Annotated in this window: 19 protein-coding genes and 1 pseudogene; 12 read left to right on the forward strand and 8 right to left on the reverse strand. The window is 59.1% G+C overall.

What is annotated here, in order from left to right:
* Positions 1-307: 307 nt before the first annotated feature.
* The 3 genes from AAAV44_RS02370 to AAAV44_RS02380 form a co-directional block, all read right to left on the reverse strand.
* Positions 308-880: a hypothetical protein gene (locus AAAV44_RS02370; RefSeq protein ID WP_117797981.1), complete on the reverse strand. Its 573-nt coding sequence runs from the start codon at positions 878-880 to the stop codon at positions 308-310.
* Between the two features lie 400 nt (positions 881-1,280).
* Positions 1,281-3,230 (reverse strand): C69 family dipeptidase, encoded by a 1,950-nt coding sequence (locus AAAV44_RS02375; RefSeq protein ID WP_349114387.1) that lies wholly within the window; start codon positions 3,228-3,230, stop codon positions 1,281-1,283.
* 408 nt (positions 3,231-3,638) lie between these two features.
* On the reverse strand, positions 3,639-4,556 hold the full coding sequence (locus tag AAAV44_RS02380; protein WP_138339781.1) for a diacylglycerol kinase family protein: 918 nt from the start codon (positions 4,554-4,556) through the stop codon (positions 3,639-3,641).
* Between the two features lie 98 nt (positions 4,557-4,654).
* Between AAAV44_RS02380 and rnd the strand changes: the two genes are divergently transcribed.
* The 10 genes and pseudogenes from rnd to AAAV44_RS02430 all read left to right on the forward strand — a co-directional run bounded on the left by rnd (position 4,655) and on the right by AAAV44_RS02430 (position 13,671).
* On the forward strand, positions 4,655-5,788 hold the full coding sequence (rnd, locus tag AAAV44_RS02385; RefSeq protein ID WP_349114388.1) for a ribonuclease D: 1,134 nt from the start codon (positions 4,655-4,657) through the stop codon (positions 5,786-5,788).
* A 64-nt stretch (positions 5,789-5,852) separates the two neighbouring features.
* Positions 5,853-6,557, forward strand: a complete 705-nt coding sequence (locus AAAV44_RS02390) for a zinc metallopeptidase (RefSeq protein ID WP_349114390.1) — start codon at positions 5,853-5,855, stop codon at positions 6,555-6,557.
* Between the two features lie 115 nt (positions 6,558-6,672).
* A complete protein-coding gene (gene xseA / locus AAAV44_RS02395; RefSeq protein WP_328291067.1) occupies positions 6,673-8,124 on the forward strand; it encodes an exodeoxyribonuclease VII large subunit in 1,452 nt (483 codons plus the stop codon).
* Positions 8,125-8,166: 42 nt separating this feature from the next.
* The gene (gene xseB / locus AAAV44_RS02400) at positions 8,167-8,433 is read left to right on the forward strand and encodes an exodeoxyribonuclease VII small subunit (protein ID WP_006234311.1); all 267 of its coding nucleotides are present in this window, start codon (positions 8,167-8,169) and stop codon (positions 8,431-8,433) included.
* Positions 8,434-8,482: 49 nt separating this feature from the next.
* The gene (locus AAAV44_RS02405; RefSeq protein WP_035137921.1) at positions 8,483-8,818 is read left to right on the forward strand and encodes a histidine triad nucleotide-binding protein; all 336 of its coding nucleotides are present in this window, start codon (positions 8,483-8,485) and stop codon (positions 8,816-8,818) included.
* An 83-nt stretch (positions 8,819-8,901) separates the two neighbouring features.
* Positions 8,902-9,033: pseudogene (locus AAAV44_RS02410) on the forward strand (LysR family transcriptional regulator); the annotation flags it as partial.
* Between the two features lie 33 nt (positions 9,034-9,066).
* Positions 9,067-9,750, forward strand: a complete 684-nt coding sequence (locus tag AAAV44_RS02415; RefSeq protein WP_349114525.1) for a LysR substrate-binding domain-containing protein — start codon at positions 9,067-9,069, stop codon at positions 9,748-9,750.
* 119 nt (positions 9,751-9,869) lie between these two features.
* Positions 9,870-11,030, forward strand: coding sequence for an MFS transporter (locus AAAV44_RS02420; protein ID WP_006234307.1), 1,161 nt, complete (start codon positions 9,870-9,872; stop codon positions 11,028-11,030).
* Positions 11,031-11,150: 120 nt separating this feature from the next.
* A complete protein-coding gene (locus tag AAAV44_RS02425) occupies positions 11,151-12,329 on the forward strand; it encodes an acetate kinase (protein ID WP_349114392.1) in 1,179 nt (392 codons plus the stop codon).
* Positions 12,330-12,492: 163 nt separating this feature from the next.
* The gene (locus AAAV44_RS02430) at positions 12,493-13,671 is read left to right on the forward strand and encodes an acetate kinase (RefSeq protein WP_195361193.1); all 1,179 of its coding nucleotides are present in this window, start codon (positions 12,493-12,495) and stop codon (positions 13,669-13,671) included.
* Positions 13,672-13,769: 98 nt separating this feature from the next.
* On the opposite strand, the gene pta is transcribed toward AAAV44_RS02430, so the two are convergent.
* Positions 13,770-14,750, reverse strand: coding sequence for a phosphate acetyltransferase (gene pta / locus AAAV44_RS02435; protein ID WP_006234296.1), 981 nt, complete (start codon positions 14,748-14,750; stop codon positions 13,770-13,772).
* A gap of 231 nt (positions 14,751-14,981) precedes the next feature.
* On the opposite strand from pta, the gene glf reads away from it, so the two are divergent.
* Together glf and AAAV44_RS02445 are read left to right on the forward strand one after the other, a co-directional pair.
* A complete protein-coding gene (glf, locus tag AAAV44_RS02440) occupies positions 14,982-16,184 on the forward strand; it encodes a UDP-galactopyranose mutase (protein WP_195361192.1) in 1,203 nt (400 codons plus the stop codon).
* Complete coding sequence (locus tag AAAV44_RS02445) at positions 16,177-17,208, forward strand: glycosyltransferase family 2 protein (RefSeq protein ID WP_349114394.1); 1,032 nt, start codon at positions 16,177-16,179, stop codon at positions 17,206-17,208. Before glf ends, AAAV44_RS02445 begins: the two co-directional genes overlap by 8 nt.
* Positions 17,209-17,579: 371 nt before the next feature.
* Here AAAV44_RS02445 and AAAV44_RS02450 read toward each other — a convergent pair whose 3' ends face one another.
* The 4 genes from AAAV44_RS02450 to rlmD all read right to left on the reverse strand — a co-directional run bounded on the left by AAAV44_RS02450 (position 17,580) and on the right by rlmD (position 21,238).
* Positions 17,580-18,581 (reverse strand): P1 family peptidase, encoded by a 1,002-nt coding sequence (locus AAAV44_RS02450; RefSeq protein ID WP_349114395.1) that lies wholly within the window; start codon positions 18,579-18,581, stop codon positions 17,580-17,582.
* 101 nt (positions 18,582-18,682) lie between these two features.
* Entirely contained in the window at positions 18,683-19,264 is a 582-nt protein-coding gene (locus AAAV44_RS02455; RefSeq protein WP_161115927.1) for a Maf family protein, read from the reverse strand.
* Positions 19,261-19,803 carry a DJ-1 family glyoxalase III gene (locus tag AAAV44_RS02460; RefSeq protein WP_055287259.1) on the reverse strand — a complete coding sequence of 181 codons (543 nt, stop codon included), beginning with the start codon at positions 19,801-19,803 and terminating at the stop codon, positions 19,261-19,263. The genes AAAV44_RS02455 and AAAV44_RS02460 overlap by 4 nt, the downstream gene beginning before the upstream one ends.
* 106 nt (positions 19,804-19,909) lie before the next feature.
* Positions 19,910-21,238: a 23S rRNA (uracil(1939)-C(5))-methyltransferase RlmD gene (gene rlmD, locus AAAV44_RS02465; RefSeq protein ID WP_349114396.1), complete on the reverse strand. Its 1,329-nt coding sequence runs from the start codon at positions 21,236-21,238 to the stop codon at positions 19,910-19,912.
* Positions 21,239-21,252 lie beyond the last annotated feature (14 nt).

The following is a 21,252-nucleotide window of genomic DNA, read 5'->3' on the forward strand; positions in this document are numbered from 1 at the left end:
GGGCCCTCTCGGGGGCAGGGACGTTCGGCCGTGCGCGGGCGCCCGGTCGGCGGCCCGTTCTGGGCGCGCCTCAATCGTAGCCCGAGACGGTCCCGGGCTGACAATTTCGACTGTAATGGACGTTCTTAAATGACCAGTCGTTTAAGAACGTCCCCAAAAGCTAGTCGTTTGGGACAGTCTTTGGTGGTGAAGCACAGAGACGGCTTTACGAGGGACCCCAGGTTGGCGCGAAAGAGGAGCGAAGCGTACTTGGGTACGCGAGCGACGAATGAACGCCAAGATGGGGTGGCTCGTAAAGTCGAACGGGTTAGTTGAGCTTCAGGGCCTTCTGGATGGGCAAGTAGAGGGCGCCGACCAGAATGGCGTTAAAGACGGCGGTCATGGCGACGACGGGCAGCATGGCGGCGGCGAGCTCGCCTACCACGCCGAGCATGGCCATCTTGATGACCATGAAGATGACGCCGGAGACAAAGGTGGTCAGGAAGGTTGCGACAATAGCGATGGCGGGCTTGACCTGACCGTTCTTGCCGGCGGCGTTGACGATGCCGGCCATGAGCATGGCGGCGATGCCCTCGGCGGCAAAATCGACGAACGGCGAAGTGGTGGTGATCTGGATCACGGCAGCCGAGATGAGGCCAATGACGAGCGCCTGGCCGATGTTGGGACGAACGACCAGGATGGTGAGGCAGAAGGCCGAGATGATGAACTCGGGGCTGATCATGCCGCCCGAGATGCCCGAGATGGCCTTGCCGACGGTGAAGTTGAGGATGAAGCCGGCGGCGAGCAGGATGGCGAGCAGGACGAGGGCGCGGACATCGAGTTTGCCGCGGTCGGCGGTCTGGACGGTGCGGGGCTGGGCGGCGGTGGTGTTCTGAGACATGGTGAAAATCCTTTCGGAATGGGAGTGCAAGAGAAAAGCGGAGGCGCGTGATGCGAATGCGATCGGGCTCGAGATAGAAAAAGGCCCCCGGTCGAAACCGGAGGCCTTCCAATCACCTAGAGCGCAAAAACAGGCGTGAGGGACTCACTGTCGACCGATCGTATTCGCATCACGCCACCACCAGTTGTTGAGAGACTTCATCGTGTTCTTCATGTTGGTGGCTCCTTTCGTGATGCCGTGGCGCGGTCGCACCTAGTTGCTGTTGCGCTGCACTATAGCACAGCGAAGTGTGTGCGGGGAAATCTTTTTTGAAAAGATTTCAGGCGGGTTTCCCGTCGGTCAAAAGAGCGGGCTGAGCGGGCGAGGCTGCCATTGCTGCCTTGCCCGCTCAGCTAAGACGTTACTCCTTATTGCGACGGTAGAGGAAGTAACCGCCCGCGGAGATGACGGCAACGCCAGCGATGGCGAATGCAGCCACCACGCGGCCATCAAAACGATCACCGGTGGTGGGCAGGCCGCCCTTGGTGTTCGTCTTGTTGGTGGTTACCGTGGTCGTGGTGTCCGACTTGCCAGGCTTCTCGGGCTTGGTGGTGGGCTGCTCGGGCTTAGCGGGCTGCTCGGGGGTACCGGGCTGCTCAGGAGTACCAGGCTGCTCGGGAGTGCCAGGCTGATCTGGGGTTACCGGGTCGGTGGCAAGAGCGTCCTTGGCGTAGGTGATGGACACCTTGAGGCCGTTGGTCTCGGTGTTCAGGTCGCTCGGGGTGAAGGGCTGGTCGAAGTTTTCGGCCTTCTGATAGGCGCGCATCTCCTGGAGCAGGGCCTTGCACTTCTTGTAGGTGTTCTCGGTAGCAGCCTTGCCGGCCTTGTTGGCCAGGGCAGTGCGGCCCTCGGTGGTCGTCTCGGCCAGCATGGCGGCGTCAACTTCCTTGTTCTGCTCGATGAGCTCGTTCTGGAGCGCATCGAGGTAGGCACGGACGCTGATACCAAGGGTGTCAGGGTTCTCAAAGCAGAGCGAGCTGATGTCCATGAGGACGTAGTTGATTGAGTTCTCGGGCTCCTCGTTGTACACGACGTCAGTCTGTTTGCAGTGATCGAAGGAGACGGTCTGATCGCTGAAGTACGGGCTGACCTCAGTTATCAGAGCGGAGTACAACGGGATGGCGACGGAGTACGCGGCGCGGGAGAGCATTTCCCACTGGATGGTAGCGACTTCGGGGTCATACCCGCGACGAATCTGGAAGAGGTTGATCTCGGTGTTGCGCTCGCTGCCGATGCAATAAACACCATCAGTGTTCGCGTTGAGGCCAGGGACGTTCTCGCCGCGGTTGCCGAAGGCGCGAATCAACTCGAAAGTGCTCCAACCAGACTTGCCAGGCTTGAAGAACAGGGGCTGGATTTCGCTGACCATGGCTCCCTTTTGGTCAGGTTTTCCATCCTTCTTTACTGTGATAATGTCGTAATCTGTGCCTTCGGTCAGCTGACTACCAAAATAATCGCGGCCTTGCACATAGCGGGACCACTGGTTTACGCCGGAATCGGCGAGGCTTTCGCCATACGTTTGGGCGACATCGAATTTGCCGTCAGCGGAGTATTTGGCGAAGCCCTTCTCCACGGGCATGGACTCGATGCCCTCGGAGTGTAGGCAGTTCTCGGGGTCATCAAGGTCGACATCGTAGTTGAGGCTCCCGATATTAGGGTTGAGCGACGCGACGTCGTCAGCGAGCTTCATGGCGATCCACTGATGGGCGGAAAGTGTGGCGAACAGCCAGGTCTCGTTGTTGTCGGCGATGATGATCTGGTCGTTGGTGCAGACGCCTTGATCATCGATCAGTCTGCCGAGAAGCTCGACGCCCTCGCGGGCCGTGGCGCTCTCGCCCAGGATGATGCTGCCGTAACTGTACTCGCCCAGACCCACTTTCTCATCGATGTGGTCTGCTGCATCGGCCTCCTCGTTATAGGAAGTGCTTAGCGTGGCAGAGCAGGAGACGCCCTTCTCGTTGATTCCGGCCTCGGAATAGGCGTCGGTGCGACCCATCCAGTTGGAGGGGTGGTCGCGTACATAGCTGTAACGATAGGTAGGCTTGTTCGAAGTGTATTCAAAAGCAGATTCAATCGAGCTGTACTTAAAGCCAGGTTCGTGGGCAGGTTCGATGCCGTAGTGCTTAAGATAGCGCTTGTCAAAGTCCTCGGCGCGGCCGTAGTACGTATTGCCGTCGGCCGTATAGTTTTTGCCCATGTACATCTGCGTGCAGGCGAGCGCAGATGTCGGCATGAACATGATGGTTGCAGCTCCAAAGGCGAGGCCTATGCCTAGCTTCTTGAGCGCGTTGACGGGGTGAGTTTTCCTCATTTTCCCTCCCAGCGTGCGAAAGCCCTCTGTCGCCAGAGGGCTTCAGCCAATAAAGACACCCCATTAGCGTAACGAACTGGAAACAATATTCATCTATGAAAGACACTTACTCGATAAGCGTGATGAAATATGCGACGAGCGGTTAATTGTACTCAGTTTGTAGCTTTACTTTAATAAAGACGCCCTGTAATTACTGTAGCCGAATAAAGTAGCTGGGAATGCCTGAAATGAAAATCCCCCGCTGTTTGGCAAATGCATAAACAGCAGGGGAGACGATAATTGGATGAATATCATACCAATGTGGAATTACTTCTTCCGGCGGTGGATCACGTTGATCGCATAGCCGACGAGCATGGCCAAAACGATGATGATAAAGCCGAGCAGGGGATTGTCGTTCATAGGGTCCTCCTATTTTCCGAGCGGGGAGAATTCGTCGACGATGAGGTCGAGGCATTGCGGAAGCGCGCGGGCTCCAAAGACGCCCGAATTGCTGGAGATAATCTCGCCATCGAACTGCATGCCCAGCGACGGGGTGCAGGTGATCTTGGCTTCCTTGGTCTGGATGATCTTGAACTGCGGGCGGCCGAGTACCTTGCCGGCGGGGTCGAGTGCGGCGGTGATCACAGTCGGTAGAAGCTGCACAGTTTTTACGGGTTCGATGACCGCAATGTCGACCATGCCATCGTTCATACGGCAGTCGGGGAACAGGTTGATGTCGTTTTGGATGACCGAGGTGTTGCCGGCCATGCAGCAGATGCCGTCGAGCTCCTCGACAATGCCGTCATGCTCAATCGTAAAGTGCGCCACCGTGGGATTGGGCGTGGCGAGCGCGGAGAGGAAGTAAGCGATCTCGCCGATGTCGTTTTTGGTGGGGGCGGCCTTCATCATGATCTCGGCGTCGAAGCCCGAGCCGGCGATGATGATGAAGCCGTGGCGCTTCTCGTTGCCGTTCTCGTCGAGCCAAAAGAGCTCGCCCATGTCGACTTTGACCGTGCGACCGGCACGGCAGGCCTTGGCGAGCGCCGCCGCCTCGGGGGCATTGCCGATGTTGTTGAAGAACAGGCAGGCCGTACCGGAGGGGAAGACGAGCGTGGGGACACCGCATCCGCGCATCTGGTCGAGCACGTTGGAGACAGTGCCGTCGCCGCCCGAAACGACCACGCGGTCAAACTCGCGCACGTCTGCCACGGCGTCCTCGGGTTCCATGCCATCGCCGATAAAGCGCATCACGACCTCGTCGCCGCCCTGTGCAAGGGCGTGCGTGAATGCGAAGATTTCATCTGAGCTGGGGCCCGATGCCGGGTTGTGGATGATAAGGCAGCGCATACTTACGTTCCCGTTCTGTGACTAACCGAGTATAGTTGTAAGGCAATGCCGATATCCTACCCGTGTTTTTCGGGCCTAACCTTATTCGATGGGTTGATATGTACATTTCCACACATCAGGCTCTACTCGACTTTTGCCAGCGCGCCCGTGAGTTCGACGCGATTGCCGTCGATACCGAGTTTTTGCGCGAGCGCACGTTCCATCCGCGTCTATGTTTGGTTCAGATTGCCACCCCTGCTGAGAGCGTCGCGGTCGATCCCCTGGTAATCGACGACCTATCGCCGCTGGCCGAGCTTATGGCCGACGAGAGCGTGACCAAGGTCTTCCACGCGTGCTCGCAGGATATGGAGGTAATGCTCCATACCGTGGGCGTGCTGCCACGACCGATTTTCGATACGCAGGTCGCCGCCGCCTTTTTGGGCGAGCGCCAGCAGATTTCGTATGGCGCGCTTGTTCAGACGTTCTGCGGCGTATCGCTGCCCAAGACCGAGTCACTGACCGACTGGTCGCGCCGCCCGCTGACCGATAAGCAGATTGAGTATGCGATCGATGACGTCAAGTACCTGATCGTCGCCTATACCGAGATGATGAGCCGCCTGCGCGAGCTGGGCCGTGTGGACTGGGTGCTCGACGAGCTGCGCCCGCTGGCTGACGAGTCGCACTATCGCGCCGATCGCCACGAGGCGTTCCGCAAGGTCAAGCGCATCAATTCGTGCAGCCGTCATCAGCTGGGTATCGCGCGCGAGCTCGCCGCCTGGCGCGAGGACCGCGCCGAGCGGCGCAACATCCCACGCAAGTGGGTCATGTCCGACGACACGCTGCTAGCGCTCGTTAAGCGCAATCCCGTGCGCGTTGAGGAGTTCCGTAGCATTCGCGGTACCGATCAATTGGGGGAGCGCGACGTGGACGGTGCGCTCATGGCCATCAAGCGCGGTGCGAGCTGTCCGCACGATCGCCTGCCGTTCTTGGTGCGCGGACATCGTCAGATTTCGCCGGAGCTGGAGAGCGTGACTGACCTTATGTATGCGCTTATCCGCCTGGTTGCCGAGCGCTCAGGCGTTGCGACCTCGGTCATTGCCTCGCGCGATGACCTGGCCGACTACATTGAGCATCCCGAGCAGAGCCGCCTGCGCGAAGGTTGGCGCTTTGAGCTTGTGGGCTCGCGCCTGGACGATCTGCTTTCCGGCAATATGGGGTTGACGGTGAAGGACGGCAAAATCGAGCTCCTGTAGGGAAGCCTAGCCGGTTGAGTGGGTAAAATGCCTCCAACGTGTAACTCGACTCGGAGGAATTCGCATGCCTTATTACTATGGATACGGCTTTGGCATCGACCCGCTGTACCTGCTGGTTGTTCTTGTCTGCACGGTGCTTGGCCTTGCCGCACAGAACTATATCAACTCGACGTACAAAACCTGGTCCAAGGTTCGCTCGGACGGCGATACGGGTGCCACAGTCGCTCGCCGCATGCTCGATGCCAACGGTTGTAGCGCCGTGGGTATCAAGGGTGTCGCTGGCGAGCTCACCGACCATTACAACCCGCAGGACAACAACCTGTATCTGTCGGATGCCAACCGTTCGGGCGGTTCGGTCGCAAGCGTTGCCGTCGCCTGCCACGAGGCGGGCCATGCCGCCCAGCGTCAAAGCGGCTATGCCATGATGAAAGTGCGTACCGCCCTCGTGCCGGTCGTCAACTTTACCCAGAACACCTGGACCATCGTGTTACTCTTGGGCCTGTTTATGAACATTGCCGGGCTCACGACCCTCGCGTTGATCTTCTTCTCGTTTAGTGTGCTGTTCCAACTCGTTACGTTGCCTGTCGAGATTGACGCCAGCCGACGTGCTGTGGCGTACATCGAGCAGTCGGGCATGAGCTCCAAGCAGGTCAACGGCGTCAAGAAGGTACTGACGGCAGCCGCGCTTACCTATGTGGCTGCAGCGCTCACTTCGATCATTCAGTTGCTCTACCTTATGGCTCGCTACAACAGAAACTCCAACCGATAACAAATGGGACAGGCAGGCGCCGCGGGGATTCGTGTCCTCGCGGCGCTGTACTATGTGTTGGACTTAATTTCGCACGGGGCCGGAGCCTCTGTGCTCGATAACGAAAGGAGGCTGCGTGGCAGGCTGGAACCTAACCGGTAATGCCGTTTCCGCCGAGTTCGACGGTTCGGACGAGCAAGAGCGCAAGGAGCTCAGCGTGAGCCAGGCGGTGGAGATCGCCGCCGGTGCGCTCGATGCCATTCCGCAGCTGAGCGTCTTGGGCGAGGTCACGGGTTTTCGTGGTCCTAACGCCCGAAGCGGCCACTGCTATTTCCAGATCAAGGACGATTCGGCCGCCGTTGACTGCATCATTTGGAAGGGTGCCTATCTCAAGCGCACGTTCGATCTGCGCGACGGTATGCAGGTGAGCTTTAAGGGCAGCTTCAATCTCTATAAGGCTACGGGCCGCATGAGCTTTGTCGCTCGCTCGTTTTCGCTGGCGGGGGAGGGTCTGCTGCGTCAACAAGTGGCGCAACTGGCCGAAAAGCTACGCCGTGAGGGTCTGATGGACGAAGCGCGCAAGCGCCGCATCCCGGTGTTCTGCTCCCGCGTGGCGGTCGTCACCTCGCTTTCGGGTGCCGTAATCGACGACGTCAAGCGCACATTGCGTCGTCGCAACCCGCTCGTCGAGCTCGTCTGCGTGGGTGCCAAGGTACAAGGCGAGGGTGCGCCGACAGAGCTCATTGAGGGCCTGCGCCGCGCCGCTTCCATTACGCCGGCGCCCGACTGTATTTTGTTGGTGCGCGGCGGCGGCTCCTTTGAGGACCTCATGACCTTTAATGACGAGGAGCTTGCCCGCGCGGTGGCGGCTTGTCCCGTGCCCGTGGTGACCGGCATTGGCCATGAGCCCGATACCTCGATTTGCGACATGGTGAGCGACCGTCGCGCCTCCACGCCTACGGCGGCGGCCGAATCGGTGGCGCCGGCTATGACGGAGTTGGCCGATGTGCTCGAGGCGCGCTATCAACGTCTGGGTGCTGCGATGGCATCGATGATTGGGTCGGCCCAGGTCGACCTGGAGATGCTCGATCAGCGCGGTCGCCGTGCCTGGGATACCTATACGGCTCGCTTGGGCGATGCGCTCGATGCGGCTGCGTGCCGCCCGTGCCTCAACGACCCAACGTTTATGGTTGAGCGTCGCGAGTCTGAGCTTGCCCTGACGGCCGATCGTTTGTCCGGCGCCATAACGCGTTCGGTTGGGGCATTCCGCTCCAACTTTGAGCGTCTGCCCGAGCGCTTGATCGCAAGCACCTCAGGACTCGATGGCAAGCGCCATGCGCTCACGCTCGCAAGCTCCCGCCTGGAGCATCAGGGGCGCACGATGCTCAACAAGCCAGCATCCGACCTGGGCCGTGCGGCAGCCTCGCTCGATGCCCTGTCGCCGCTCAAGGTGCTTGCCCGTGGTTATTCCATCGCGTACAGCGATGATGGGGTGGCCACGAGCGCCAAGACCTTTAAGCCCGGTGACGCCATTCGCGTGCGCATGGCAGACGGCAACGTGGCGGCAACGGTCGATACGGTCGAGTAGGCCGCGTTTCATAGCGATAAACCTTTAGGAAAGGAAACAGATATGGCAGAGAAGACCCCGGTCGAGCAGCTTACGTACAAGCAGGCTTCACAGGAGTTGGAGCTCATCATCCGCAGCTTGGAGTCGGGTGATATGGAGCTCGAGGAGTCGCTTGAGAGCTATACCCGCGGCGTCGAGCTCCTCAAGAGCCTGCGTACCCGCTTGTCCGATGCCGAGCAGAAGGTCTCGGTGCTCCTGAAGGACGTCGACGGCAACGACGTGCTCGCCGACGGCGAAGCCGCCAACACCGACGACAACCTTTCGTTCTAACCATCCCGACCAAATATAATTACCTTGGTCTGTGAGAAAGGAACCAACCATGTGTGATTGCATCTTCTGCAAAATTGCCAACCACGAGATCCCCTCGACCGTCGTCTACGAGGATGACCAGGTCATCGCGTTCGACGACCTCAATCCCCAGGCGCCGGTCCACACGCTCGTGATCCCCAAGAAGCACTACAGTGACATCGCCGATAACGTGCCCGCCGAGACCATGGGCGCCATGGCCCACGCCATCCAGGAGGTCGCCAAGGCCAAGGGTCTGGAGGACGGTTTCCGCGTCATCTCCAACAAGGGCGTCAACGCCGGTCAGACCGTCATGCACTTCCACATGCACGTCCTCGGCGGCAAGAACCTGGGCGAGAACCTCATCTGAGGACGCACGGCCCGTCGCCTTGGCTGCCTTTGGAGTAACCTATGCAGTTTTCTCAACTCGAATACCTTTAAGCGGTAGCGAACTACGGCGGCGTGCGCAAAGCGGCTCGCGCCGTTCACGTGAGCCCACAGGCTGTCTCGTCGGCAATTAAGAAACTGGAGTCTGAGTATCAGATCGTTTTGCTCAATCGATCGGCGGGGGAGGCTGTTTTGTCTCCGGCGGGCAGAGAATTTGCGCGTCGTGCACGCGTGATCCTGGCACAAGTCGACGATCTCAAAAAGTACACCCAATCGGGGAACGGTGGCGTTTCGCCCGACGGCCACTTTCGTCTTTACGTCCCCTGTCTTCACGGGCGGGGGCGTCTTTTTTCCGAAAACTGGTACGACTCGTTTGAAAGCTCGCACCCTCAGATTCACCTTGATGTGTGGCATCAGCCAACGGCTACATGCTTTGAATCACTTGTGCTTGGCATTTCGGATGCGGCCATCTCATTTGAGGAACCAAGGGACAGTGTCCTTTCTTCGAAATACTTGGGTGAAAAGGAGCTCAAGGTTCTTTCGTGCCCAGCGGGTCATCAATCTGTGGGTGCTATGACCGTTCGTGAGTTACTGGGCGGCAGGTTAGCTGTTCCCATTAATTTGTCGCCCTGTCTCAATGCGATCAATCAATGCCCCGAAGCTCAGCTGGTTAATTTCCGCTTCCGCGACGTCGAATACGGAAACAGAGCGCAGGCTGAGTTTCTTCAAGCCGGGGGATTGATATTGGGTTTTTCTGGCTCTTCTCTCGCATCAGATGGGTCGGAAGTGAGCGAGTACTCTATTGAAGGTTCGCATGACGTAGCCTTGCCCATCTACTTTTGCTATCGACAAAATGCCTGGACCGATCGACACCAGACGGTATTTCTTCACCTATTGCGTCATCTTGCTTCGTGAGGCCATTTGGCCTCGTGTCGTCAAGTGAATGTTGACGCCTTGTAACACATGACTGACGGCTTTGCCCTCATGCTTTTCCAAGATTCCGATTTAGATTGTTGACTCTTGGAGGGCGGAGCATGAAAAACCGTACGGTTTTGCTTTATATGACGTTTGTTTTTCTGTCGAACTTCAGCACCATTTTGTATTTTCTGACGGTTTACCTTGAATTCGTCGGATTCTCGATGGTGGCGATTTCTAGCATGATGATTGCATATCAAGTGAGCAAGTTCATCCTTGAAGTTCCCACTGGCTATATTGCCGATAGGTTTGGACGAAAGACAAGTGGTCTCGTTGGCGTCGTGGGGATGCTTGGATACTACGCCGCCCTGCTTCTCGTCCGTTCTCCTCTGCTTTTAATCGGCGCGTTTGCTCTCAAAGGTTTTGCCGCTGCATGTATGAGCGGGTCCATGGAAGCGATTTACATTGACAGCGTCTCTCTGGACCAGCTCGTAAGGCTTAATGTCGTTGAGCGATTTGTTTTCTATGCCTCTTATGCCCTCTCCGCTTGTGTGGGCGGTTTCATTTCGTCCGCTGGCGCGTATCTCATTGGTCTTTTGGCAGATATCATCGCAATGGTGTTGACGTTGGTTGTCGTTGTCTGCATCCCTGAGATGCGAAGAGGGGACACTACAGCGACACCTAAGCGTGGAATTAGCCCGAAGATGATCGGTGCCGCTATTGCGCGTAACGGCATTCTTCGTTCAGCGTTCATCATGGACTGCTCTCAGGCATTTGCTTTTGTCGCCCTGGAAGACTTTTTCTCACTGTTGCTTGCGGGTCGCGGAATGAATGCCGTCGCTTCGGGTGTGATCATTGCGGTCCAGCTTCTTGCCTCGGCCTCCATGGGGCTTATTGTGCCCAGTGTGATTGCTCATGTCGACAAGGGCCGTTTTGCGCGTATTTGCGGCATCGTGCGCCTTTCCCTGGCTGCTCTGTTTTTGATTCCCTTTACTCCGGTCTATTTGCTGCCCGTGTTCTATGTACTGCAGACGGTCGCGTACTCGTTATTTGCTCCAATTAAATACTCAATTTTTCAAAATGCTGTCGATTCTTCGATGCGCTGTTCCCTGATTTCGGTCCAAAGCCAGATGGTGGCGGTGGGTGCCATCCTTTTCTATCTGTTCAATGCTGCGTTGAGCAGCATCGCGGGCATTCGAGTCGTATTGCTTGTTGCGCTCGGGATTTCTTCCCTGGTGTATATCCCCGCGCTATTTCGTCTTACAAGTCAAAGGCCATGAGTATTTAGGCACCGATAACTTATATATCAACGCAATAAACCCGAGCGCGAGGGCGTTTGGGTTTATTATTGAAGCGTATGTAACCTGGCGGCGCCACACCGCCTGTTAGTAGGGAGACACATGAACGTTCTGGTCGTCAACGCGGGATCTTCGACCCTTAAGTATCAGGTCATCGACACCAAGTCCCATAAGGTGTCCGCAAAGGGCTCCTGCGAGCGCGTCTGCTTTACCGGTGGTACCTTCACCCATGCTGCCAATGGCTCCAAGAAGGTGACCGAGAACATCGAGTTCCCCGACCACAAGGTCGCCATCGAGGTCGTCCTGAAGGACCTTGAGGCCAACGGCGTCAAGATCGAGGGCATCGGCCACCGTATCGTTCAGGGCGGTTGGTACTTTGGTGATTCCTCCCTCGTCGACGAGGACGTCCTCGCCAAGATTCGCGAGGTCGCCCCGCTGGCGCCGCTGCACAACAACCCCGAGGCCAACGTTATCGAGTACTGCCTGGAGCAGTATCCCGATCTGCCCAACGTCACGGTCTACGACACCGCTTTCCACTTCAACATGCCCGAGGTCGCCAAGACCTACGCCCTTCCCAAGGATGTTTGCGACGAGCTGCACATCCGTAAGTACGGCGCCCACGGCACCAGCTATCGCTACATCTCCAAGAAGGTCGCCGAGATGACCAACGGCGAGGCCCGCAAGGTCGTCGTGTGCCATATCGGCTCCGGCGCTTCCCTGTGCGCCATCGAGGACGGCAAGTGCATGGACACCACCATGGGCTTGACGCCGCTCGACGGCGTCATGATGGGCACCCGCTGCGGCTCCATCGACCCGGCTACCGTGTGCTACCTGCAGCGCGAGGGTGGCTACACCTTCGACGAGGTCGACGAGATGATGAACAAGAAGTCTGGCCTTTTGGCTGTGACCGGTGGCAAGACCAACGACTGCCGCAACGTTGAGGAACTCGCCGCTGCTGGTGACCCCGAGGCTCAGCTCGCCTTCGATATGTTCGTCTACAAGATTGCCGCTAAGGCCGCCGAGATGGCCACCTCCATGTGCGGCATGGACACCCTGGTCTTTACCGCCGGCATCGGCGAGCACGCTCCGGCCGTTCGCGCTGGCGTGGCCGATCGTCTGGCCTTTATGGGCGTCAAGATGGATCACGCCCGTAATGCCCTGCGTGGCGACGGCGCTTGGTGCCTGTCCGCCAAGGATTCCAAGGTCAAGATTTTCGTCATCCCTACGGACGAGGAGTTCATGATCGCTTCCGACGTCGAGCGCATCGTCAACGGCAAGTAATTGCAAGAGGGGAGGGGCTGGACGACCGAGCGCCGTTCGGCCCCTCTTTTGCGCTCGTTGGGCGATATGCTGATATCTATTTATCAAGATATGATAACTTCTTATTAAAATGCGGCCGCCTTAAGGGGCCTGCGTCGACCGTATTGCACTGCGAAGGAGTCTCATGAACGTACTTGTTGTCAACGCCGGCAGCTCAAGCCTTAAATATCAGCTTTTGGATACCGATACCCGCAAGGTTTTCGCCAAGGGCAACTGCGAGCGTATCGGATCGGACATGGGCATCTTTGGCCACTCCGAGAACGGTGGCGCTAAGCAGACCGAGGAGGTCCCTTTCCCCGATCATCGCTCTGCTATCGCTCGCGTGCTCGAGGAGCTCGAGAAGACCGACTTTACGATTGATGGCATTGGGCATCGTATCGTTCAGGGCGGCTGGCACTTCGATGATTCCGCGGTTGTCGACGACGAGGTTATGGCCAAGATTCTTGAGGTGGCACCGCTTGCTCCGCTGCACAACTACGGCGAGGCCGCAGCAATCGAGTATTGCCGCGAGAAGTATCCGGAGCTGCCCAACGTCGCCGTCTTCGATACCTCGTTCCACATGACCATGCCCGAGGTCGCCTATACCTACGCGCTGCCCAAGGACGTGTGCGACAAGTACCACGTGCGCAAGTACGGTGCCCACGGCACGAGCCACCGCTATGAGTGGATGATGGCCAAGGAGATCCTGGGCTCGCGCTGCCACCGTCTGCTTTCGTGCCATCTGGGCAACGGCGCTTCGCTCGCCGCCATCGAGGACGGCGTGTGCCGCGATACCACGATGGGCCTCACGCCGCTCGACGGCCTGATGATGGGTACCCGCTGCGGCTCCATCGACCCGGCTACCGTGTGCTACCTGCAGCGTGAGGGCGGCTACAGCTACCAGGAAGTCGACGACATGATGAACAAGCAGTCTGGTCTGCTTGCCATTTCGGGTATCTCCAACGACGCCCGCGACATCCGCACGCGCGCCTCCGAGGGCGACGAGCGCTGCCTGCTCGCCTTCGATATGTTCGCCTACAAGGCCATGCAGCAGGCCGGCTCTATGATTGCTTCCATGGCGGGCGTGGACACCATCACCTTTACCGCCGGCATCGGCGAGAACGACTGGTCGATCCGCAAGGCCTTCTGTGACTGCTTTGAGTGGCTGGGCGTGCGCATCGACAATAACAAGAACCGCGAGGCCGTGGGCAACGGCCCGCAGGTCATCAGTGCCGCCGGTTCCGCCGTCACGGTCATGGTCATCCCCACCGACGAGGAATACATGATCGCCCACGACGTCGAGCGCCTGACCAAGAACAACTAACGCGCGCATTTGCAAGTAAACGAAAGGCCTCCAGAGCAACAGCTCCGGAGGCCTTTTTGCTAGCAGGTGGAAATTCCTGTCCCGAGGGGATATGTCCGCTACTCAGCCATCTGAGCCTGGACGGCGGTGATGGCCACGACACCCACGATGTCGTCAGCAGAGCAGCCGCGCGACAGATCGTTGACCGGCTTGGCGATGCCCTGCAGGATGGGGCCGTAGGCGTCGGCGCCGGCGAAGCGCTGGACCAGCTTGTAGCCGATGTTGCCGGCCTCGAGGTCGGGGAACACGAGCACGTTGGCCTTGCCGGCAACGGAGGAGCCGGGAGCCTTGAGCTGGGCGACGGTGGGGACAATAGCGGCATCGAGCTGCAGGTCGCCGTCGATGGCGAGCTCGGGAGCCTTCTCCTTGCAGAACTTCACGGCCTCTTGGACCTTCTTGGCGACCTCGCCGCCAGCGGAGCCCATGGTGGAGTAGGAGAGCATGGCCACGTGCGGCTCAACGTTGCCCATGAAGGTGGACCAGGAGTGAGCGGAGGCGATGGCGATCTCGGAGAGCTCGTCGGAGGACGGGTTGATGTTGAGGCCGCAGTCGGCGAAGATCAGCGTGCCGTCAGTGCCGAACTGCGGGGTGTCGGTGCACATCACGAAGAAGGCCGAGACCAGCTTGGTGCCCGGGGCGGTCTTGAGGATCTGAAGCGCGGGGCGCAGGGTGTCGGCGGTGGAGTGGCAGGCGCCGGAGACCAGGCCGTCGGCATCGCCCATCTTGACCATCATGGTGCCAAAGTAGGTGGCGTCCATCACCTGGGCGCGAGCCTGCTCGATGGTAACGCCCTTCTTGGCGCGGAGCTCGGCAAACTTCTGCGCGTACTCCTCGTGCTTCTCGGCATTGCGCGGGTCGATGACGGTAGCGCCGGGAACGTTGATCTCGTCGGGGTTGCCCAGGATGACGATTTTTGCCAGGCCCTCCTCGATGATTTTGGTGGCCGCGACGATAGTGCGCGGATCCTCGCCCTCGGGCAGGACGATCGTCTTAAGGTCGGCCTTGGCGGCGGACTTCATACGGTTTAGGAAATCGCTCATGTTACTCCTTACAAGCGTTTCGCTAAGCTCCAGGCGCCCGGCTGTTCACGAATAAACCCGCTGCTAGCGGGTTTACCTTTCAATTATGTTCGCCGCGGTGCTTGAGCTTTCCTTGTGTGGCAAGCTCATTATAGGACGCATTAGCGCTATAATCGCTCTGATAAATATGTCTCGAAGAATGTTCGAGAAAAGCCCAGCTAACGAGCCCGTGGCTTTTGACAAGGAGTATCGATGCAGATTACCTCAGGCCTGCCTGAAGGCTTTAACGCCGGCGCGTACGACATGATTGTCGTCGGTGCTGGATATGCCGGTGCCGTTTGCGCCCGCCGTCTCGCCGAGACCATCGGCTATCGTGTTGCCGTTTTGGAGCGCCGTAGCCACATTGCGGGCAATGCCTATGACTGCACTGACGAGGCCGGAATCCTGATCCACGAGTACGGTCCGCATATCTATCACACCTTTAACGAGCGCGTGCACAATTTCCTGTCGCGCTTTACCAAGTGGACGGATTATCAGCACAAGGTGCTCGCCAACATCAACGGTACCCTTATGCCCGTGCCCTTCAACCATGCGAGTCTCAAGCTCGCCTTTGGTGACGAGCGCGGCGAGGAGCTGTATCAGAAGCTCGTGGAGACCTTTGGCAAGGATGTCAAGGTGCCCATTATGGAGCTGCGTAAGAAGAACGACCCCGACTTGGCCGAGGTCGCCGATTACGTCTACGAGAACGTCTTTTTGCATTACACCATGAAGCAGTGGGGCCAGACGCCCGATCAGATCGATCCCTCGATCACCGGCCGCGTTCCCGTCTTTGTGGGCGATGATGACCGCTACTTCCCGCAAGCCCCCTTCCAGGGCATGCCGCAGGAGGGCTACACGGCGCTCTTTGAGCACATGCTCGACCACGACCTGATCGACGTGTTCTGCGACGTGGACGCCCGCGATCTCTTTGAGATCGACGAGACCACCGTCAAGATCGACGGCAAGGTCTATGGTGGCGAGATTGTCTATACCGGTCCACTCGACGAGCTGTTCAACCTCGACTTGGGTGCGTTGCCGTACCGCACGCTCGATATGAAGTTCGAGACGCTCGATATGGACCAGTTCCAGCCCGTGGGCACCGTCAACTACACCACGAGCGAGGACTACACGCGCATCACCGAGTTCAAGAACATGACCGGTCAGGTCCTGCCCGGCAAGACCACCATCATGAAGGAGTACTCCAAGGCCTATACGCCCGGCTCGGGCGAGACACCGTACTACGCCATTCTTGAGCCCGAGAACCGTGAGCTCTATGAGCGCTATCTTGAGCGCGTCCAGAACCTGACGAACTTCCACCCGGTGGGTCGTCTGGCCGAGTATCGTTACTACGATATGGACGCTGTGACCAATTCCGCCCTTGATCTTTCGGATGAGATTATCGCCTGCCATGCATAAAGTCATAACATTCGGTATTCCCTCGTATAACGCCGCCAAGGACATGGACCATTGCATCACCTCCATCTTGGAGGGGAGCAATTACGCCACCGATATCGAGATTATCGTAGTGGACGACGGCTCCAAGGACGAGACGGCCGATAAGGCCGACGAGTGGGAGGCACGTTATCCCGGTATCATTCGCGCGGTGCACCAGGAGAACGGCGGCCACGGTATTGCCGTCCTTTCGGGTCTGCGCGAGGCACAGGGCACCTACTACAAGGTCGTCGACTCGGATGACTGGCTCGATGCTGCGGCTCTTTCGACTATGCTGTCGATTCTGCGTGGCTTTGAAGAGCGTGACCAGCGCGTTGACCTGTTTATCTCGAACTACGTGTACGAGAAGGTTTACGAGGGCACGCATACCGCTATTGGCTACAAATTTGCCCTGCCGCGCAAAAAGATCTTTTCCTGGGATCAGATCGGTCATTTCCGCCTGGACCAGAACCTACTCATGCACAGCCTGTGCTATCGCACGGATGTGCTGCGCGAGTCCAACCTTCCCATGCCGCCGCACACGTTCTATGTGGACAACATCTACGCCTACGTGCCGCTGCCGCGTTGCAAGACCATGTACTACGCCGACATCGACCTCTATCGCTACTTTATCGGTCGCGAGGGCCAGAGTGTCAACGAGGCCACGATGGTCAAGCGTCTGGACCAGCAGTTCCGTGTGACGCGCATCATGATGGAGTCGTACCACCTGTACAGCGATGTTGAGTCGTCGCGTCTGCGCTCGTACATGATGGGCTATTTCATCATGATGATGGCGATCTGCTCGGTGCTCACCAAGCTTTCCGAGGAAGATTGCGCCGACGAGCGCCTAAAGACGCTGTGGAATGATTTGAAGGCCTACGACGAGCGCATGTATCGTCGTGCCCGCTACGGCGTGGTCGGGTTCTTCACCAATCTGCGCGGACGGGCCGGAGACAAAACCACACTCGGCCTATACCGTCTTGCCTCAAAGATCTTCAAATTCAACTAGCTGCCGAGTAATCGCTGCTGATAGGTTGACTGGGCCCCTTGGCCTTTAGTTTGCTACTGCGAACAGTCCTGCTCGCACGGAAAGCACATTAAGTGCTTTCCGGCTCGTGCGGAACTTGTATCAAACTAAAGGTCAAGGGGCCTCTGCTATAAGAATCGATTGTCAGGGTGCCTGAATTTGAAGATCTTAGACGCGCGGTACACAGGGGCCTGGGCTGAAAAGACTTGGTTGGTAGGTTGCCCGGTGGGGCTTGGTTATGTTTGTCGCGAGTTCCGCACGAGCCGAAGAGCACTTAATGTGCTCTTCGTGCGAGCCAGGACTGTAGAGCAGCAAACATAACCAAGCCCCACCGGGCAACCGGACGAGCTAGTTTACTTTGCGGCGCCGGGGATGCCGTGGGAGGTTTTGGCGGTTTTGGCTCCGTTTACGATGGCGGTCTGTAGGGCCCTTACTGCGAGCATGCCCAGTAGGTCTAGGGGAATGGCGGCGCTTGCCTGGGCGCCCAGTTTGCCGCTGGCGAGGGTGTAGATGGTGTCGCCGTCGTTGGTGGTGTGCGTGGGACGGATGGCATGTGCGTAGGCGTCTGCGGCCATCTGGGAGACCTTGGTGGCTTGTACCTTAGTGAGTTCCACGTTGGTGACGATGCAGCTGATGGTGGTGTTGGTGCGGTCGAGCGGCATCTGCATGGATCCGGCGGCGGCAAAGGCTGCGAGTTCCATGTCGACGATCTGGTCGCTATCGGCTGCGGCGCGCATGCCGGCGACCCACTCGCCGGTGAAGGGGTCGACAACGTTGCCGCAGGCGTTGACCGAGACCACGGCGCCCACCTTGATGGGGCCGAGTGCCACGGCGGCAGCTCCAAGGCCGGCCTTCATGCAGGTGGCGGGCCCCATGAGCTTACCCACGGTGGCGCCCGTGCCGGCGCCTACGTTGCCCTGTTCGAGCTTGGTGGGGGTGTGGTCGAGTGCTTCGCACACGGCGGCGATGCCGGCCTCAATGTCGGGGCGCACGGTGGGGTCGCCAAAGGCAAGGTCGAAGATGCAGCTGGAGCACACGATAGGCACCTGCGTGGGGCCGACGGGAAGGCCGATGCCGCGGCTCTCAAGCTCGCGAGCGACGCCGCTTGCAGCCTCGAGGCCAAAGGCCGATCCGCCCGAAAGGCAGACGGCGTGGACCTTGTCGACGGTGTTCTCAGGTCGCAGCAGGTCGGTTTCGCGCGAAGCGGGAGCACCGCCGCGAACGTCAACACCGCCGGTGGCGCCCTCGGGTGCCACGATTACGGTGCAACCGGTGCCGGCCTCCTCGTCCGTATAGTTGCCATAGCAAAAGCCATCGACATCGCAGACGTCAATGGCCTCGAGCAGTGTATCCATGTTTAACTCCTATCGGTTTTCCGCCGCGCCTTGTGCCCGGTCGGGATCCGTACGGTACGCCAAAATTGTAGGCGCTGGGGAATACCCAGCGCCAGATGCAATTACGAGAGTTTTTGAATCGCGCGCGCGACGCGGGCGATGGGTAGGCCCACCACGTTATAGAAGTCGCCCGAAATATCGTGCACGAGCATGCGTCCGCCTGTGCCCTGAATGCCGTAGGCGCCGGCCTTGTCCATGGGCTCACCCGAGGCGACGTAGCGCTCGATCTGCTCGTCGGTGAGCTCGTAGAACGTCACGTCGGTCACATCGACAAAGGATAGGCTCTCGGCGGCATGCGGGGCTGTAGCGTCGCCGGCTTTAACGATGCAGACGCCGGTTGCGACCTGGTGCGTGCGGCCCGAAAGCTCACGGAGCATGGTGCGCGCCTCGTCCTCGGTTGCCGGCTTGCCCAGAATCTTGCCGTCAAAGGTGACGATGGTGTCGGCCGCGACCGTCAGCTCATTGGGCTCGGCATACTCGGCAGCAACGGCAGCCGCCTTGGCGCGTGCCAAGCGCTCGACAAGCGTGAGCGGGGCCTCGCCATCAAAGGGCGTTTCGTCGATATCCGCGGGAATCACGCGAATGTTGTAGCCTGCCTCGCGCATCAACTCGATGCGGCGCGGCGATTGGGAAGCCAAAATCATAGTTGGATGCCCTCGGCGACCTTCTCGACGGCCTTGTCGCCGGCGAGCGTGCGCAGCAGCTCCAATGCAAAGGGGAGTGACTGTGCCATGCCGCTGGCAGTGATGATGTTGCCGTCTTGCGTGACCTTCTCGCCGGTATAGGCGCCTTCGGGGAAGCTTTTCTCAAAGCCAGGGAAGCACGTGGCGTGGCGCCCCTCGAGCAGGTCGAGCTCGCCCAGGATAAACGGGGCGGCGCAGATGGCGGCGACGTGCTTGGTCGCGGCGAACTCGCAGACCACGTCACAGACACGCTGATCGGCGCGCAGGTTGGTGGCACCGGGCAGGCCGCCGGGCAGCACGACGCAGTCGTACTCGTCAAAGTTGATCTCATCAAAGAGCGCATCGCAGGTCACGGGGATCTGCAGCGAGCTTACGACCTCACGCGTGGGCATAATCGAGACGAGCGTGGCACGCACGCCGCCGCGACGCATGACATCGACCATGGTCAAGCATTCAATAGTTTCAAAGCCATCGGCGGCGAGAACGGCAACGCTGGGCATGAGGGTTCCTTTCATAGGCGGCATACAATTAGCCGTCTTATACCCCGAAGACCTCCGCTTGCCACGCTCGATTTCCCAATGATTTTTCTGAGCAATGATTAAGTGGCTAGTTGCGTCTAAGGTGGACGACGGTCTCGCAGTGGAAGGTTTGTGGGAACAGGTCGACTGGCGCGATCTTTACGGGGGAGAAGGTGCCTTCTTCGACAAAGCGTTTGAGATCGCGCGCCAGGGTGGCCGGGTCGCAGCTCACGTAGGCGACATCGCGGGCACTCGTGCTGGCGATAAGGTCGATCGCTTCGGGGGCGAGGCCTGCGCGCGGCGGGTCGACCACCAAGACGTCGGCATCCTGGTCGGGGAACTCGCGCACCGCGTCTCCGCCAATGACGTCGACGTTATCAAGCTTGTTGATCTCCAGGTTACGGCGCAGGTCGCGCACGGCGGGGCCGTAGGCCTCGACGGCGGCGACAAAGTCGCAGCGGCGGGCGAGCGGCAGGGTAAAGGTGCCGGCACCGCAGTACAGGTCCACGGCAAGCTCGTCTTCCTGCGGATCGAGCGCTTCCATGACAAGCTCGATCAAAATCTCGGCACCCTTGGTGTTGACCTGGAAAAAAGACGGGGCAGACAAGCGCATCTGACCCTCGGCGATATTCTCGGTCCATGAGCCCTCTCCGGCGAGCATTTCGACCTTGGAAACACGGCGGGCCTTCTTTTCGCCCTTGCTCATCACGCGTACGACACTTGTGGGGTGCGCGGCGTCTGCCAACACGCGCGAGACTTGCGAGCGCGGGAAAGAGCCCGTAGGCGTCCAGAGCGCCACCTCGAGTGCCTTGGTGCGACGCGAGGCGCGAATGCCCACGCGCTCAAGGCCCAGGTCGTGGCTGCCGCTCAGATAATTGAGCGCGCCGACGACCGATTTGAGTGCCTTGGGGAAGCGTTTGTCGAACAACGGGCACGAATCGACGGTCACGATCTTGCGAGGATCGACACCGTGCATGCCAAGACGCACGCGGCCGTTTACAACGGTCGGCTCGAGTTCGATTTTATTGCGGTAGCCCCAATCATCCTTGGTGTGGCGGATGGGTTGCACCAGTTCATCGACTTGATCGGGGCTGAACTTGCCGATACGCTCGAGCGTGGAGCGCAGATTTTGCTCCTTGGCGGCGAGCTGTGCCGTGCGTGAGAGATTGCCCCACGAGCAGCCGCCGCAGATGCCCACGAAGGGGCAGGGAGGCTGAATGCGATCGGGGCTTGGCTCCAGAATCTCGGTGGTGCGGGCACGCATGAACGACTTGCCGTCCTGTACGACCTCGGCCTCGACGGTGTCGCCTGCCACGGCGCCCTGCACAAAGACGGCCTTGCCGTTGTCGGCGTGCGCCAGCCCGTCGGCGCCGTAGGTCATCGATTCTATAGTGAGCTTCATATTCCTGCCTGTCATTCGCGTTGTTGTTC

Source organism: Collinsella sp. CLA-AP-H1, assembly GCF_040092945.1.
GTDB lineage: Bacteria > Actinomycetota > Coriobacteriia > Coriobacteriales > Coriobacteriaceae > Collinsella.